This is a genomic window from Alkalihalobacillus phoenicis, assembly GCF_047302405.1.
Classification (GTDB): Bacteria; Bacillota; Bacilli; order Bacillales; family Bacillaceae_D; genus Alkalihalobacillus.
The window spans coordinates 716036-731395 of sequence record NZ_CP154853.1 but is presented as its reverse complement, the minus strand read 5'-3'; the positions used below and the strand labels follow the sequence as shown (position 1 = coordinate 731395).

The window sequence follows — 15360 nt, the reverse complement described above, 5'->3', positions numbered from 1 at the left end:
CTCCTAAAGACTAATATCTCTTTTGAAATTTATTTCGAATAATAATCGCAATAGAATTCATTAAGAATAAAACAACTAATAAAACCACAATCGTCGCCGCTGCTAAATTAGCGTATTCTGCTACTAAAGCTGAATCCAATGTCCAATAATAGATTTGCATCGGCATAACTGTAAAGCGGTCAAAAATACTTTCCGGGAATGGAATTAATAGAGCTGGGATTCCAATTACGACTAATGGAGCTGTTTCTCCAATCGCTCGTGATAACGATAAAATCGCTCCCGTTAAAATACCAGGTAGGGCAGATGGTAAGATAATATTTTTAATCGTTTGCCATTTAGTAGCTCCCATCCCATAAGACGCTTCACTCAAATGGTTCGGTACCGCACGTATGGCTTCTTGAGAAGCGACAACAACAATCGGTAAAACGAGTAAGGACATCGTTAAACCACCTGCTAAGACCACATTCCCTAAGTCAAACCCACGAACAAAAACCGTTAAGCCTAAAATTCCAAAAACAATCGAAGGAACACCCGCTAAGTTCGAGATATTCGTTTGAATAAACGATTGAAGTCTTCCTTTTTTCGCATAGCATTCTAAATAAATGGCTGTTCCAACACCGAGTAGCATCGTAACTGGTGCAACAATAAGCATTAGCCAGAGCGTTCCTAAAATCGCTCCCATAATCCCTGCATTTTCCGCTCGAGTTGATAATTTATTTGTTAGAAAATCGAAGTCAATCCAACCTATACTTTGAGAAAAAACCCGATAGATTAATATCGCTAACACGAGTAATCCAAATGTTGATGCAAGAAAAAAGAGTGACTTCGCAATCGAATTTCTCACTAATCGTTTATCGATTCTACTTTGAACTTTTTCCATATCCATATATCGCATATTAGTATTCCTCCCTATACTTACGGGAAATATATTGGGCTAAGACATTCATTAATAACGTAAAAACAAATAATGTCATCGCAACAGCATATAAGCTGTAATAGATAGTAGTGCCTGCAGCAGCTTCACCGCTTGTGATTTCAACAATATAGGCGGTCATTGTTTGCATCGATTGAGTAATATCGAATGTAAAGTTTTTTGAACTTCCGCTAGCAATTGTCACGATCATCGTTTCACCAATCGCTCGTGATATCCCTAATACAAACGAAGCAATGATTCCTGAGATCGCGGCTGGAATGACAACCTTCCCTGTCACTTCAAGCTTAGTAGCTCCTAAAGCCAAAGCTCCTTCTCTCATCGAGTTTGGAACTGAGCTCATCGCATCCTCTGATAAGGAAGCGACCATTGGGATAATCATAATTCCCATCACAATCCCTGGACTTAATATATTCGTAGCTTCGAGTCCTGGAATAATCGCTCTTAAGATAGGAGTCACAAAGGTAAAGGCAAAAAAACCATAAACAATCGTTGGAATACCTGCTAGTAACTCTAAAATCGGTTTTAACGTTTTTCTTACTTTTGCTGAGGCGTATTCACTTAAATAAACGGCCGTCATCAATCCAATTGGAATCGCAACGAGCATCGCTATTAGTGAGGACAATATCGTTCCCGTAATTAAAGGAAGAACACCAAATTCAGGATTTTGACTCAATGGTTTTAAGACAGTACCTGTAAAGAAATCCAAGAAAGGCACACGTCTAAAAAACTCAAGTGTTTCAGTTAATAAGGTAAAAATGATCCCTACTGTTGTTAACACGGAAATCGTTGCAATGGTAAACAAAAGCTTCGGCATCAACTTTTCCATAATCGTTGTAAAGTTCTTTTTATGTTTATTTTGCTCAATCATTTCTTGAACGGTCTTTTTATTCGTTACTGTCTTGCTCATTTGTTCGGCTCCCTTCCCGCCATTTGTTCCCTTTTGAAAAGAGGGGAAAGAAACTCATTTCCCCTCCTCTATTTCTCTTTTTATTTTATAAGCCTTCTAGATAATCGATGAACTCTTGAGCTTCCTCATCTGGAATTGGGGCAAAGCCTGTTTCTCCAGCGAAGTCATTAATATGGTTCATGACATACTTTGCAAAATCTAATACTTCTGGTTTGCTTTTCGCATTATCCACATTTAAATACGTGAATACCGGACGTGTAAATGGTGCATAATCTGCCTCTTCGCCGATTGTATCAAGTGATGGAGCAACCGCACCTTCACCAAAATCAATACTTACAGCTTGTAATTTATCTTGGTTGTTCACATAATATCCAAATCCGAAAAAGGCAATTCCGTTCGGGTCTTCAGCAATCAAGTTCACTAGAGTTGAATAATCTTGTTGCAAGTTAACACCATCGACTAAATCTTGTTTTTCTAGCACTTCGTCAAAGAAAAACTCATAAGTACCATGATTTTCGTTCGGACCATAACGATTTACTTCAGTATCTGGGAAATCTGGATTAATATCAGACCATTTTTCAATTCCGCCATCTGCTAAGAACATTTGTACAACGTCCTCTTGCGTAAGCTCTGTTGCCCAATCATTTTCAGGGTTAATGACAAATGTTAAACCATCTAATGCTACCTTTAGTTCTTTTACTTCCATTCCTAACTCATCAGCAAGTTGTTGTTCTTCTTCTTTTATTTCACGTGAAGCATCATTAAAGTCTGTTCCGTTTTCTGCTAAGAATCTTTGAAACCCTGCTCCTGTTCCAGCACGGCTGACTTCAACCGATACTCCCTCTTGTTCATTAATCATATATTCTTCCGCTAAAATCGCCATTAAGGGATAAACAGTACCAGAACCATCAATGACAACACTACCTTCAAGCTCAGCATTTTCATTGCCTTCTACTTCTGCACTTTCATTTTGATTCTCTGAATCTGTGTCGTTCTCATCTGCATTTGTTCCTGTGTCATTAGAACCTCCACCACAAGCTACTAAAATAACGGACATTAAAGCGACTACTAGTAAGACAAAGTACTTTTTTGATTTCACGAATTGTTCTCCCCTTTTCTTTATCAATCAGTTTGTTTTGGAGACTAGCTCCTCTTTACAACTTCAGTATACGGTCACTTTATTAAGACAGTTTGCATCATTTGTAAAGCTTTCATAAATGGACGTAAACATTTTATTGAGAATGTAAATTTAATATTAAGGTCGTAAAGAGCTCTTTTAAAACAAAAAAAAGAGCCAAAACGCTCTGCCCCTTACCTACTTACTATTTAGATAAATAGAATCTTAATGTGAAAATCAAAATGGAACCAATAATTGATAACCGTACTATAAGGAAGAAATCAACACCCTTATTCTTCCATCGTTAGAAACCCCCGTCACTCTCCATTAATACTTTCTCAATGTACAAAATAAAAAGAACCACTCTTTTCCTCATTTGAAAAGTGGTTCTTATGTTTTCTTTGATAAAGTTTATCTTTTTTTGTTTTTGTTTTTCTTGTAAATAAGGATAATTCTACATAAGGACTTCTCCCAGTTTCAGGATTTCGACGACCTTCCCTCACTAACTTTTCTCTTTGCTTTTTCGCTTGTGATTTCGCCACTTTTTTCACCTCATCATTAAAGATTTGAACACTATTATCTATGATTTTTCATTTAAATTCAAGTCTAATATTTGGATCATCTATTCACTATAATAAATCTAATATATATTCGAGGAGTGACGAGAATGATTCGAAAAGCGATTGTAACCGATATCCCCCACATTCAAAACTGGATTTATGAGCGTGCAAAAGATATTCAGAAGAAAGAGCTTTCCCAATGGGAGTTTTATTTAACCCAAGAGAACACGCAAATTGTATTGGATGACTTTGAACAGAATACTTTATATGTATTAGTAGACAAGAACGAGACACCCATCGGTTCATTTACGTTAACACTAGGAGATGATTGGGATTTTAACCTTTGGCCAGACCACAAAGATAAACCCTCTTTTTATTTACATCGTGTAGTCGTTCCACTCAAGTTAAAAGGAGAAAAGATTGGCTCAAAGCTCATTTCATCTGCTCAAAAAATAGCATCCACCGCTGGATACTCACTCCGACTAGACTGTGCCAGATTTAACCCATTTTTAAAACCTTTTTATCTTCAACACGGCTTTGTATTAAAATCAACATTAGAGGAATTTTTGTTATTTGAATGGAAAGAGGGAACCGAAATTAAATGAATAGGACCATGATCGATTCACACCAAGACATGTGGGCTGTGAATCGTTTTTATATTTGAACCGCCTTTCTCCTTTTTCTCACAACATTCCCGGCCAAACGATAAAAAAGCTATAAATCGACTTTAAAGTAAATTTGTAGCCTCATTATAAGATTTAAGCACTTTCACCTTTCAAACTCTAGTTTCGTTTCATCGGAAAATTCGATGTCTATTTCAAAATCTTTCACATCACGATTATTTATACTAAAATAATTTAAAATCGAATTTTTTAAATCTCTTTTACTTGCGTCTGCACTCATTGGAACTTCTTGAAACAAAGCTTCAATTGCAGCTTGGGCCTGGGCACCATAAATCGTTTCCTTGTTAGGAACTCGATATTTAGCGACGACATATTGAGGCTTCACTTCATACTCTAGGTCATACTTTTGACCGTCCTTCAGTTCAATTTCTAATTCAAAATCAACGATCGATACATTCGCAAGCACTGGCAAACTAAACAGAAGTAAAAAAGAAAAGACAGCAAAGCTTATAACGAAATGTTTTTTCAATTAGGTTCCCTCCTTTTTGTTTTCTAGAATAATATTTCCTTTGAATCAATTTTTATTCTGCTCTGCTTAGCTGCCCCTAAAAAAAACTGCTTATTGACAATTTTCAATTACTTCGATAAAGTGAATACAAATTTGAAATGTGGGGATTAGGTACGTTAATGAAATTTCTTTAACGTTTAAAAGGGAATCCGGTGAAATCCCGGAGCGGTCCCGCCACTGTATTAGAAGAGCTGTAACTTCTGATCACTGATTCTGTCTAGAATTGGGAAGATCGTTATAGCAATGACGCTAAAGCCAGGAGACCTGCCTATTCTAACAGCACTGACTAACCCACGGGAGATGGGGAGGTGTTAAAAATATCATTGGTATAACAGGATATTTTTACCCACTCATGATGGTAAAAATATCCTTTTTTATATTTATAAATACATTGGAGGTATTTTTGATGGGAGAGATTAGAACTAGCAATCTTGGTTATCCAAGAATCGGAGAGAAACGCGAATGGAAAAAATTATTAGAAGCTTATTGGGCAGGTAATGTTACAGAAGAGGACTTTTTCAAAACAATGAAAGAGTATCGCCTTCTTGGATTAAAGAAACAAAAGGAAGCTGGCATTGATCTTATTCCTGTAGGAGATTTTAGTTTTTATGATCATGTGTTGGATCATTCGACCATGTTCGGTTTGATTCCCAATCGTTTCGATCATGTCGGTGAGACCAATCGCTTAAAAACTTATTTTGCAATAGCACGTGGAACGAAGGAAGCTCCTGCAAGTGAGATGACAAAGTGGTTTAATACGAACTATCACTACATCGTACCTGAATTAGAGAATAAAAAACCTAAGCTCGTTCACAATAAGCCACTCGAAGCATATCTAGAAGCAAAAAAAGAACTCGGGATTGAAGGAAAACCCGTCCTAATTGGACCTTTTACTTTCCTTAAATTATCAAAAGGCTATCAAAGCAGCGATTTCGAACAACATCTGAACGATTTTATTCCTATTTATATCGAAATTTTGCAGCAATTAGAACAAGCTGGTGCCAAGTGGGTACAAATCGATGAGCCAAGCCTTGTCAAAACTTTAACAAGCGAAGAAATCCGTCTATTCACATATACTTACCATAAATTAAAAGAGGCCGTTCCTCAGTTAAAAGTCATTTTGCAAACTTATTTTGACGCAGTTAGCTCTTATGAGGAGATTATTTCATTACCAGTTGAAGCGATCGGTCTTGATTTTGTCCACGGTTATGACGAAAACATCGCTTCATTAAAAGAATTCGGTTTTCCAACTGACAAATATTTAGCTCTTGGAATCATTGATGGGCGAAATATTTGGAAAGAAAACTTACAGAATATTGATACAAAACTTACAGAAGTAACAGCAGTCGTCCCACTTGAGCAACTAATCTTGCAGCCATCTTCTAGTTTGTTACATGTACCTGTTACGTTAAAACATGAAACGAAACTGGATTCACTCGTCTTAAGTGCTCTTGCCTTTAGTGATGAAAAGTTAGTCGAGTTATCAACCGTCAAACATTTGGCTGCGGCAAATGCAGAAGAAAAAGCGGTTGTACTTGAAAAAAACAATCAATTATTTAATCAAATCAGTTCATCTGAATGGCGCCGAAACGGTGTTAGTGAAAGCTCTAAACGTAAAACGAAAAGAGCAACAACTGTTAAAGAACGTCAAAGAATACAAAATGAAAAATTCCAGTTACCACTTTTACCAACAACAACGATTGGTAGTTTCCCACAAACGAAAGAAGTACGAAAGTCTCGGAATTTGTGGAGAAAAGGTGAGTTAACAAATGAAGCCTACACAACTTTTGTACAGGAGCAGATTAAAAAGTGGATTGGGATTCAAGAAGACCTTGAATTAGATGTCCTCGTACATGGTGAATTTGAACGAAACGATATGGTTGAATTTTTTGGAGAAAAACTAGGTGGGTTTGTCTTCACACAAAACGGCTGGGTGCAATCATACGGATCCAGATGTGTAAAACCTCCAGTTATTTTTGGCGATGTGCAATTCCTTGAAAAAATGACGGTCGCTGAAACCGTTTATGCCCAATCACTAACAGAGAAACAGGTAAAAGGGATGTTAACTGGACCTGTCACGATTCTAAATTGGTCATTTGTCCGTAACGATTTAACTCGACAAGAAGTTGCTTATCAAATTGCAGAAGCCTTAATTGAAGAGGTAGAAGCACTAGAAGCGGCTGGTATTGAAATGATTCAAGTTGATGAGCCCGCCATTCGTGAAGGTCTTCCATTAAAAGAAAAAGATTGGGCGGCTTATTTAAATTGGGCCGTTGAAGCATTCCGAATTAGCACAGCAACTGTAAAAGATTCGACCCAAATTCATACGCATATGTGCTATAGTGATTTCCGCACAATCATTAATTCAATTTCAGACTTAGATGCCGATGTTATTTCGATTGAGACATCTAGAAGTGCCGGAGAGATCATCTCTACTTTTGAAACAAATGTGTACGATAAAGGCATCGGACTTGGCGTCTATGACATTCATAGTCCACGAGTACCTAGCGTTAACGAAATGACAAAGGTCATTGAGCGTGCACTGGAAGTTCTACCACAGGAGCTATTCTGGGTCAATCCTGATTGCGGATTGAAAACACGTGGAGAAGAAGAAACGGTAGCAGCACTCAAGAACATGGTTGAAGCAGCGAAGGAAGTTCGAGTAAAATCGGAGACTGCACAATTAAGTTAAATCGATAATGTTTTAAAAGGACTCTAACCATACTCATTGGTTTAGAGTTCTTTTTTTCTATAGTGCATCGACTATTTAAACAAAAAAACCTTGAACGAGCACTTGGCTCATTCAAGGTTTTTTCATTATGCTGGATATACGCTTACTTGTTTGCGGTCACGACCAACACGCTCATATTTCACAACGCCGTCGATTTTTGCAAATAATGTATCGTCTCCACCCTTACCTACGTTCGTTCCAGGATAAACGCGAGTACCACGTTGACGAACTAAGATTGATCCGCCTGTTACAGCTTGACCATCTGCACGTTTAGCACCTAAGCGCTTAGAGCGTGAGTCACGTCCGTTTTTAGTACTACCTACTCCCTTTTTCGAAGCGAAAAACTGAAGGTCCATTCTTAACATAGTATCCACCTCCTCATTATTTACTGGCTATAATGGTCATATGTTCATGATACTCTTGTGCAATTGATTGAAGTGATGCGACCATTCCTTCAAGAAGAAGCTGAACTTTCTCAAACGTGTCCGCATCCAGACTAGCTGGCACAGAACAAAAAAGATAGCCACCATCTTCTTTCATCTCAACATCTAATTCGACATTCAAAATCGAATAAATCGCATTCACTGCACCTAATGACACAGCAGAGGCCCCCGCACAAACGAGGTCATATCCATATGGACCGGATTCAGCATGACCACTCATTAAAAATGAGTCAATCTTCTGGTTATCATTGCGTGTTACTTTTACCGTAATCATGTCAATTATGCGTTAATTTTTTCAATAACGACTTTCGTGTAAGGTTGACGATGACCTTGCTTACGACGGTAGTTTTTCTTAGCTTTCATTTTGTAAACGATGATTTTCTTTTGACGACCGTGTTTTTCAACTTTCGCCGTTACAGTAGCACCTTCTACTAAAGGAGCACCTACTTTTACATCATCGCCACCGACCATTAGGACCTTGTCAAAGCTAACTGTTTCACCAGCTTCAGCCTCTAATTTTTCGATGTAGATCTCTTGACCTTCAACTACTTTAAGTTGTTTACCACCAGTTTCAATAATTGCGTACATTTCTGCACCTCCTCATATACTCAGACTCGCCATCATTAGGTAGAAATTATAACATTTCGTTTAAAAACCTAGTCCGTGCGGTTGTAGTCGTTTGGGTGCGACCAAATAACTAACATTTGCAATCATACCATAAGAGCAAATCCGCTGTCAATCCTTGCCCGGTGCGTTTTTTATGTCTTTTTCTATTATCATTTTATCATCAAGTTTATGGAAAAAATAGCCTCTCGAACTTCGCTTTTGTGAGGAGCTTTGACGTTTTTTTAAAATTAATGCTAGCGATATAGTTTTGGGCGGCGTTACTCGGCCTTTTTTATACAATATCCCCGGCTAACCCCACACTACACAGTAAAAAAGGCAAAGGAACCATACCATTCCTATGCCTTCACCTCTATATTTACTCTCGCCTTAACGATTAAACGCTCTTAACATCCAGGCGTGTTTCTCTAAATTAGCCTTTAATGCAATAAACATGTCGGCTGTTGGCTCATCGCTTCCTTCTTCCGCTAACTCAATAATTTCATTCATTTCTACGACCATTCGTTCAAAGTCGTCTGCAACGGCTGCGACCATTTCTTCAGCCGTTTCAGCTCCACTTGCTTCTTTGACCGTAGAAAGTTGTAAATACTCAGACATAGTCGCAATTGGTGTTCCTTTAATCGCTAAAATACGTTCCGCTATTTCATCAATTTGTACTGCTGCTTCTCCGTATAATTCCTCAAACTTTGCATGTAAAGTAAAAAACTGTTCGCCTTTAACATACCAGTGATAATTGTGTAATTTTGTAAATAATACCGACCAGTTCGCTAATTGCCCATTAACTTTTGTAATTAATTGTTGATTCATTCTCATCCATCTCCTTGTTTGTTTTCTTATTATGTTTATATCATATCATTAATTATAATTATTATCAATAAGAAACCATTATAATTAAATAATAAATATAAAAAAAGAGTAAGATGACGGTCATCTCACTCTTTTTTTTTATCCCTATTACTTTCGTTCTAACTTACTTAAACCAAAGTGGATAGCGTTGAATCACACCCGATTCACCGCTCCCGAAAATCATTCTCCGCGTCCTAGAGGTCACGGAGAAACTCTGAGCGTAAGAATATGGCTATATCATTTAGCTTTACTCCACTCGCTGCATGCCCTACGCGTTCCGCGGGTGAACCGGGAGCCTCCTCACGACAAGTCGCTGCGGGGTCTCCCGTGTTTCACTAATCCCGCAGGAGTCTCCGGGCATTCCGCTCGTTCCGTTTTGGTAATCCAACTCATAGAATAACATTGAATGAAGTTTCTTCTCATTTAGTCTTAGAATACTACTTTTTCAGTGGCCCCCGCGTCCTGTGGGGTAGCACCGAACTAACTTTTTTATCAAAAAGTGGATTTCGGCCTGCCACTAGATCCCACGGGAGTCTTCTCATGTTTTCGTCCGCTAGGGCACAGCGTAATCTCTATTTACATACTTGTAGGTAATAGCGTAAAGTGACTTAATTCAAAACGGAGAAATAAAGAACCGAAAAACAACTAAAATATGTTCTTTGGACACGTTCTCTACTTCTATAGCTGGTTTTGTCCCTACCTCAGTATCTTTTATTTCGATTTTTTTAATTGTTCTAAGCGATGAGCAGCCTCTTCTAATGTGCCACTATAGCGGATCGAAAAAGCTTCTTCGTTCATCGCTTTATTAGGGTAAATGAGGATCCGATAAGCCAGTGCCTCTTCTAGGCGTTTTAAATGTTGACCTTTCTCACCAAGGAGCACTGTCTGAACTTTACTTGGGATCTCGATGACAATGGCTTCTTGATCGCCACCTTTATATTCCCATAATAACCGTTCAATTTTGAAAGCTTGAGCTTCATCAGACAGCACAGAACCTTTTCCATGACAAGTTGGACATGTTTTGGATAAACTGGCTTGCAAGTTGTTTCGCACCTTTTTTCGAGTCATTTCAACTAAACCAAGACCAGACATGCCAACAACATTTGTTTTGGTACGGTCAGATTTTAAGGCCTTTTTAAAAGCTTTTAAAACCGCTTCTTTATGTTCTTCTTTTTTCATATCAATAAAATCAATCACAATAATACCTGAAATATCTCTCAATCTTAGCTGATTGGCAATTTCTTTTGTTGCCTCGATATTTGTTTTTAAAATCGTATCTTCCAAATTAGTCTTTCCCGTAAACTTTCCTGTGTTGACATCAACAACCGTTAAGGCCTCGGTTTGGTCGATCATCAAATACGCTCCATTTTTTAACCACACTTGACGTTTTAAAGCTTTCTCTAATTCCTTTTCAACTCCAAATGCCTCAAAAATATTTTCTTTCCCATGATACAACCTTAAGGCATTGCCTAAATGAGGATAAGACTCAAATAAAAGCTTTAATCTTTTGTAATCAGGTAAATGATCGATCACGATTTCTCCAATGGAATGGTGGGCAAAATCTCTCACAATGCGTTCAAATAAACCCGAATCTTGATGCAAGAGGCTAGGAGCCTTTTTCTCCACTAAATCTTGGCGTAATTCTGCCCAGAAAGCCCGTAAAAAATGAAGCTCTTGTTTGAGCTCTTCCGCTGAAAGTCCTTCACAAATGGTCCGGATAATCACTCCTTCATTATCTTGAAGAAGGTTTTCACCTATTCCCCTTAAGCGTTCTCTTTCATCCTCAGAGGAAAACCTTCTAGAAACACCTACATATCCGCCTTCTGGTAAATACACAACATATCTGCCTGGTAAAGAAATGAGGCTTGTTAAGCGAGGCCCTTTTGTACCAAAACCTTCTTTTGTCACTTGGACAAGGAGCTCTTCCCCTTGAGTAACAAATTCAGAAATGCTGCGTTTTTTCTTTTTCTCATCCTCTTCTTCTAATAGATGAAAAGAAAGCAAGTCATCTCGATAAATAAAGCCGTTTTTTTCACGCCCAATATCAACAAATGCGGCTTGCATGCCCGGCAGCACATTAACGACTCGAGCTAAATAAATATTGCCAACAATTCGTTTTTCAACTGGTCGTTCAATCATAAACTCAACAACTTCACCATGTTCAACAATGGCCGCTCGTCTTTCTTTTGTATTCATATTAAAATAAATATTTCTCACGGTAGAAGCCCCTTTATTTCTTCATTTCATCCTTTGGTTCGTCTCTTTTTCGTACGAATTGTTGCCACTCATTCACAACCACTATATTTTTATCATTCGGAAATCATCGTGTTCCGTACTATCAAGCCACTCCTTTAATTGGATTCGTGAACGATTTCCTAAAAACGCCATTAATAACATTGACTCTGGTACATAAATAGGTGCTTCCTTTGATTGAGAAGACACCACTAACTGATGTGTTACACCTCGTTCAAAGAGATCCATTACATCTTTAATTATCATTGTATCATCAACTCGTATCGTTTTGATAGGTCGCTTCGGCACAAAAGCATTTCTCCCCATTAAAAAGCGAACAAATCGATAATGGCGTTGTTTCCACTCCAAATAATTGTTTAAGATTAAAAAGGAGAACACGACCCAAATATTAAGATGAAATGAAAAGAAAAAAGAAACGATCATAATGCAGGCGATTAAAATGAAGAAGGAAAGTTTTCTTGCTGTAGCCATCCCCTTTTTATATGGGGAGCGATAACAACATAACAGCTGCAAAAGTCGCCCACCATCAAGTGGTAAAATCGGTAACAAGTTAAATAATAGGATGACCAAATTATGATTTAAAAACAGTTGATGAGCTTGCTCCGACCAAAAAGAGCTTCCAGCGAATGAAAAAGACAAACCGATCATCCAGACGTGCTGAATAGGACCGGCTAAAATAATCATTAGTTCTTCACGAAATGGTTTATTGCCATTGTCCTCAATTTCGGCCACTCCTCCAAATGGTAAAAGCTCAATTTTATTTATTTTCCATTTAAAATAAGAAGCCGCAACAGCATGGCCTAATTCATGAATAAATACAATCATAAAAACCATTAATACTTCACGAAAATAACCGGTTATAATACCAATCCCTAACACAAACCAGAACAAAGGATGAATTTTAATTTTCCTCGCTAATAGAAACCATTCATTCAAATGAGATGACATCGCTTGGATCAATGTAAGAATCCCCTTTTTGTATGGCGAAGTAAAACTGACCTTTTTCCTCTCCTTCCGTTTTGGAGACTGTACCAATCGTATGTCCAGCTTGGATATGATCATAAATATTCACATCAATGGCATTAAGCATGCCATAAATCGTTTTCGTTTGATCATAATGTTGAACGACGACTCTTTTGCCAATTGTTTCGTCTTCTCCAATTGATTCAACAAACCCACCCTTGACCGCTTTTACTTCTTCCAAGGCTCCCGTCTCCACTAAAATCCCATGTCCATTTTCTGAAAATCGTTCCGTAATTGTTCCTCCCGAAGCAGGAATTGCATAATCCATCTCGTTGATTGGCTGCTGCTCTGGATCTGGTTGCTCATCTTTTACTGGTAAAAGAGCAAGTGGTCGTCCAAATTGTTCCTCATACCAATTGGCAATCATTGCAAATTGAAATTCTTGTTCGTACGCATGAGCGACAATTTTTTTGGTTCCTTCCAACTGTGTCACATTTCCTTTAAAAGAGATGGCAATGAGTAAAAATAAACAGGCAGCTATCATGATTCTTAATAAAAAGAAACTCTTATCATAAATGACACCATCGCTTTTCGGTTCTGTGGAGTTATGTTGAAAAGAGTAAGGCTTTTTTGATGGGCTCGATATGTCTGTTGCCCGATTTAAATCAAGCTGCTCCCTTGGCCTTTTGGCTAATCCTCGATTCCGACGCTTTAAATCCGCGTCTCTTTTTAATTGATTTAATTTATTTGACATGTGCATCCCCCTTAGCGCACCTTTTTCACATCTGCTTTGTATAATCTATGACTTGTCCGGTGTACTTATGCCATAATAGAAAGACAGATTTTAATAAGCTCAGGGAGAAAAGGAGGTTACATATAAATGAAAAGGATAGGTGTTCTATTAGCAGGAGGAGAATCAAGACGTTACGGTTCGCCTAAAGCCTTTGCGATGTTAAACTCTAAACCATTTTATCAACATAGCCTTACTTGTTTAGAATCATTCACAGACAAACAACTCATCATTAGTCATCCAAACCTCGTTTTAAACTTCAAACAAAACGGGCATAAAAACATATATACAGATAAAGAACCGTATCAAGGGTTAGGACCATTAGCTGGAATTTTCTCAGCAATGGAATATGAAGACTCAGATTGGTATGTGATTGCCCCTTGCGATACCCCTTATATCAAGGAATCCATTTATCAAAGGTTAATTCAACAACTTAACCAACCAAACAGTGATTATGATGTCGTTATTCCGCTCGTAAATGGCAAACGACAAACGTTAATCGGCCTTTACCATATAAGGACTAAACCGAAGATCAAACAATTATTAGAAGAAAAAACATTAAAAGTAGGGGCATTATTTCAAAGAGTGAACACTTTATTTGTAGAGGATTCAATGTTTGATAAAGACCCCCAATCTTTTCTGAATATAAACCATATCCACGATAAACCAAAAGAATAAGAACGAAATTTAGACTAACTCTTATAAACGTAGCCAAGAAAGAAACGGAATAAATCTACTTTTTGTTTGAAATAATAATAAATATTTAATTGAAATGGGTGTAAAACTTTGATCATTGCTATCATATTGTTGTTTATTGCTTCTAGTTATTTTTCAGCGAGCGAGACAGCATTAACTGCTACAAATAAAATCAAACTTCAAATCAAAGCAGCAAATGGCGACAAAAAATCTAAAAAATTATTGAAGCTCGTCACAAATGCGGAAGAATTTATTCCTGGGATTCTAATTGCTAATAACGTCCCTAATATTATTCTTCCTTCCTTAGTAACGATTGTAGCGTTACAATATGGCTTACCTGTTGGAATCGCGACAGGTGTATTAACCGTTTTAATCATCATTTTTGCTGAAGTATTGCCGAAATCGATTGCGGCTGCATTTCCAGAAAAAATCTCCTATCTTGTCTATCCGTCTACTAAAATTATGCTGATCATTTTAAAACCTTTAACGTATTTACTAAATGCCTTCACACGATTAGTCATAAAAATAATCGGTCAAGATGATGGAAACAAAGCAACTTTCTCAAAAGACGAAATGCGTGCGATGGTGGACATTGGACATACAGAAGGCACTTTTGAAAACGAAGAGATGTATCGATTGAAAGCAATGTTAGATTTTCAACATTTAAATGTGGCGGATGTGTTGAAAACACACCGAACCGAAGTACAAGGAATTTCTGTTGATACCACATTTGACGAAGCAAAAGAAATCCTTTTATCCAACCAATTTACAAGATATCCTGTTTACGAAGAGAACCTTGATAACATTGTGGGTGTTTTTCATTCTAAATTTTTTCTGAACTGGTCACGTGAACCTGAACAAAAAATAATAAAATTCTCTGATCCCCCTTTATTTGTTTACACTTTTCAACCGATTAACTGGGTGTTTCGTAAAATGATGAAGGAGAAAAAACATTTAGCAATTGTGCTAGATGAACATGGTGGAACAGAAGGAATCATTACACATGAAGATCTTATTGAAACGATGATTGGACAAGATATCGAGGATGAGACGGACATTGATGACCATTTATTAGACCAACACACTGATTCAACTATTATTTGTGATGCCAAAATCTCCTTAAGGCGCCTAAATAATGTTTTTCAAACAGATATTCCTGAGGAGTATGATAATTTAGCTGGGTTTTTATTACATCAATTTGGCTACCTACCAAAAGTCGGAGAAGAGCTAAACGATGGGAAGTTACTTTTTGAAATTGTTGAAGCGGATTCAAGGAAATTGATTAGAGTTAAAATTACAAAATAG

The 15360-nt window shown here is 37.5% G+C and carries 16 protein-coding genes, 1 riboswitch and 1 other annotated feature; of the genes, 4 read left to right on the top strand and 12 right to left on the bottom strand.

Going from position 1 to position 15360, the window contains the following annotated elements; translation table 11 throughout:
- Positions 1-10: 10 nt before the first annotated feature.
- The 4 genes from pstA to AA0017_RS03230 form a co-directional block, all read right to left on the bottom strand.
- A complete protein-coding gene (pstA, locus tag AA0017_RS03245) occupies positions 11-895 on the bottom strand; it encodes a phosphate ABC transporter permease PstA (protein WP_413379488.1) in 885 nt (294 codons plus the stop codon).
- A 1-nt stretch (position 896) separates the two neighbouring features.
- Positions 897-1841 (bottom strand): phosphate ABC transporter permease subunit PstC, encoded by a 945-nt coding sequence (pstC, locus tag AA0017_RS03240; RefSeq protein ID WP_413379485.1) that lies wholly within the window; start codon positions 1839-1841, stop codon positions 897-899.
- 85 nt (positions 1842-1926) lie between these two features.
- On the bottom strand, positions 1927-2940 hold the full coding sequence (locus tag AA0017_RS03235; RefSeq protein ID WP_413379483.1) for a PstS family phosphate ABC transporter substrate-binding protein: 1014 nt from the start codon (positions 2938-2940) through the stop codon (positions 1927-1929).
- 356 nt (positions 2941-3296) lie between these two features.
- A complete protein-coding gene (locus AA0017_RS03230) occupies positions 3297-3500 on the bottom strand; it encodes a hypothetical protein (protein ID WP_413379481.1) in 204 nt (67 codons plus the stop codon).
- Between the two features lie 125 nt (positions 3501-3625).
- Between AA0017_RS03230 and AA0017_RS03225 the strand changes: the two genes are divergently transcribed.
- Positions 3626-4123 carry a GNAT family N-acetyltransferase gene (locus tag AA0017_RS03225; protein ID WP_413379479.1) on the top strand — a complete coding sequence of 166 codons (498 nt, stop codon included), beginning with the start codon at positions 3626-3628 and terminating at the stop codon, positions 4121-4123.
- Positions 4124-4286: 163 nt separating this feature from the next.
- Here AA0017_RS03225 and AA0017_RS03220 read toward each other — a convergent pair whose 3' ends face one another.
- Positions 4287-4670 (bottom strand): YusW family protein, encoded by a 384-nt coding sequence (locus AA0017_RS03220; RefSeq protein WP_413379478.1) that lies wholly within the window; start codon positions 4668-4670, stop codon positions 4287-4289.
- Positions 4671-4801: 131 nt separating this feature from the next.
- A riboswitch (cobalamin riboswitch) is annotated at positions 4802-4996 on the top strand.
- A 119-nt stretch (positions 4997-5115) separates the two neighbouring features.
- Between AA0017_RS03220 and metE the strand changes: the two genes are divergently transcribed.
- Positions 5116-7401, top strand: coding sequence for a 5-methyltetrahydropteroyltriglutamate--homocysteine S-methyltransferase (metE, locus tag AA0017_RS03215; protein ID WP_413379476.1), 2286 nt, complete (start codon positions 5116-5118; stop codon positions 7399-7401).
- Positions 7402-7526: 125 nt separating this feature from the next.
- Here the strand turns inward: metE and rpmA are convergent, their stop codons facing one another.
- The 7 genes from rpmA to AA0017_RS03180 all read right to left on the bottom strand — a co-directional run bounded on the left by rpmA (position 7527) and on the right by AA0017_RS03180 (position 13323).
- The gene (rpmA, locus tag AA0017_RS03210; protein ID WP_413379474.1) at positions 7527-7805 is read right to left on the bottom strand and encodes a 50S ribosomal protein L27; all 279 of its coding nucleotides are present in this window, start codon (positions 7803-7805) and stop codon (positions 7527-7529) included.
- A gap of 16 nt (positions 7806-7821) precedes the next feature.
- Positions 7822-8157 carry a ribosomal-processing cysteine protease Prp gene (locus tag AA0017_RS03205; RefSeq protein ID WP_413379472.1) on the bottom strand — a complete coding sequence of 112 codons (336 nt, stop codon included), beginning with the start codon at positions 8155-8157 and terminating at the stop codon, positions 7822-7824.
- Positions 8158-8162: 5 nt separating this feature from the next.
- Positions 8163-8471 carry a 50S ribosomal protein L21 gene (gene rplU, locus AA0017_RS03200; protein WP_003321802.1) on the bottom strand — a complete coding sequence of 103 codons (309 nt, stop codon included), beginning with the start codon at positions 8469-8471 and terminating at the stop codon, positions 8163-8165.
- Positions 8472-8483: 12 nt separating this feature from the next.
- Positions 8484-8564, bottom strand: a sequence feature (ribosomal protein L21 leader region).
- A gap of 312 nt (positions 8565-8876) precedes the next feature.
- Positions 8877-9314: a Dps family protein gene (locus AA0017_RS03195; protein ID WP_413379470.1), complete on the bottom strand. Its 438-nt coding sequence runs from the start codon at positions 9312-9314 to the stop codon at positions 8877-8879.
- Positions 9315-10064: 750 nt separating this feature from the next.
- Positions 10065-11570, bottom strand: a complete 1506-nt coding sequence (locus AA0017_RS03190) for an Rne/Rng family ribonuclease (protein WP_413379468.1) — start codon at positions 11568-11570, stop codon at positions 10065-10067.
- An 81-nt stretch (positions 11571-11651) separates the two neighbouring features.
- Entirely contained in the window at positions 11652-12566 is a 915-nt protein-coding gene (locus AA0017_RS03185) for a M50 family metallopeptidase (protein ID WP_413379465.1), read from the bottom strand.
- Entirely contained in the window at positions 12535-13323 is a 789-nt protein-coding gene (locus AA0017_RS03180; RefSeq protein WP_413379463.1) for a peptidoglycan DD-metalloendopeptidase family protein, read from the bottom strand. The genes AA0017_RS03185 and AA0017_RS03180 overlap by 32 nt, the downstream gene beginning before the upstream one ends.
- 126 nt (positions 13324-13449) lie before the next feature.
- Between AA0017_RS03180 and AA0017_RS03175 the strand changes: the two genes are divergently transcribed.
- Complete coding sequence (locus tag AA0017_RS03175) at positions 13450-14037, top strand: molybdenum cofactor guanylyltransferase (protein ID WP_413379461.1); 588 nt, start codon at positions 13450-13452, stop codon at positions 14035-14037.
- A 108-nt stretch (positions 14038-14145) separates the two neighbouring features.
- Complete coding sequence (locus AA0017_RS03170) at positions 14146-15360, top strand: hemolysin family protein (RefSeq protein ID WP_413379459.1); 1215 nt, start codon at positions 14146-14148, stop codon at positions 15358-15360.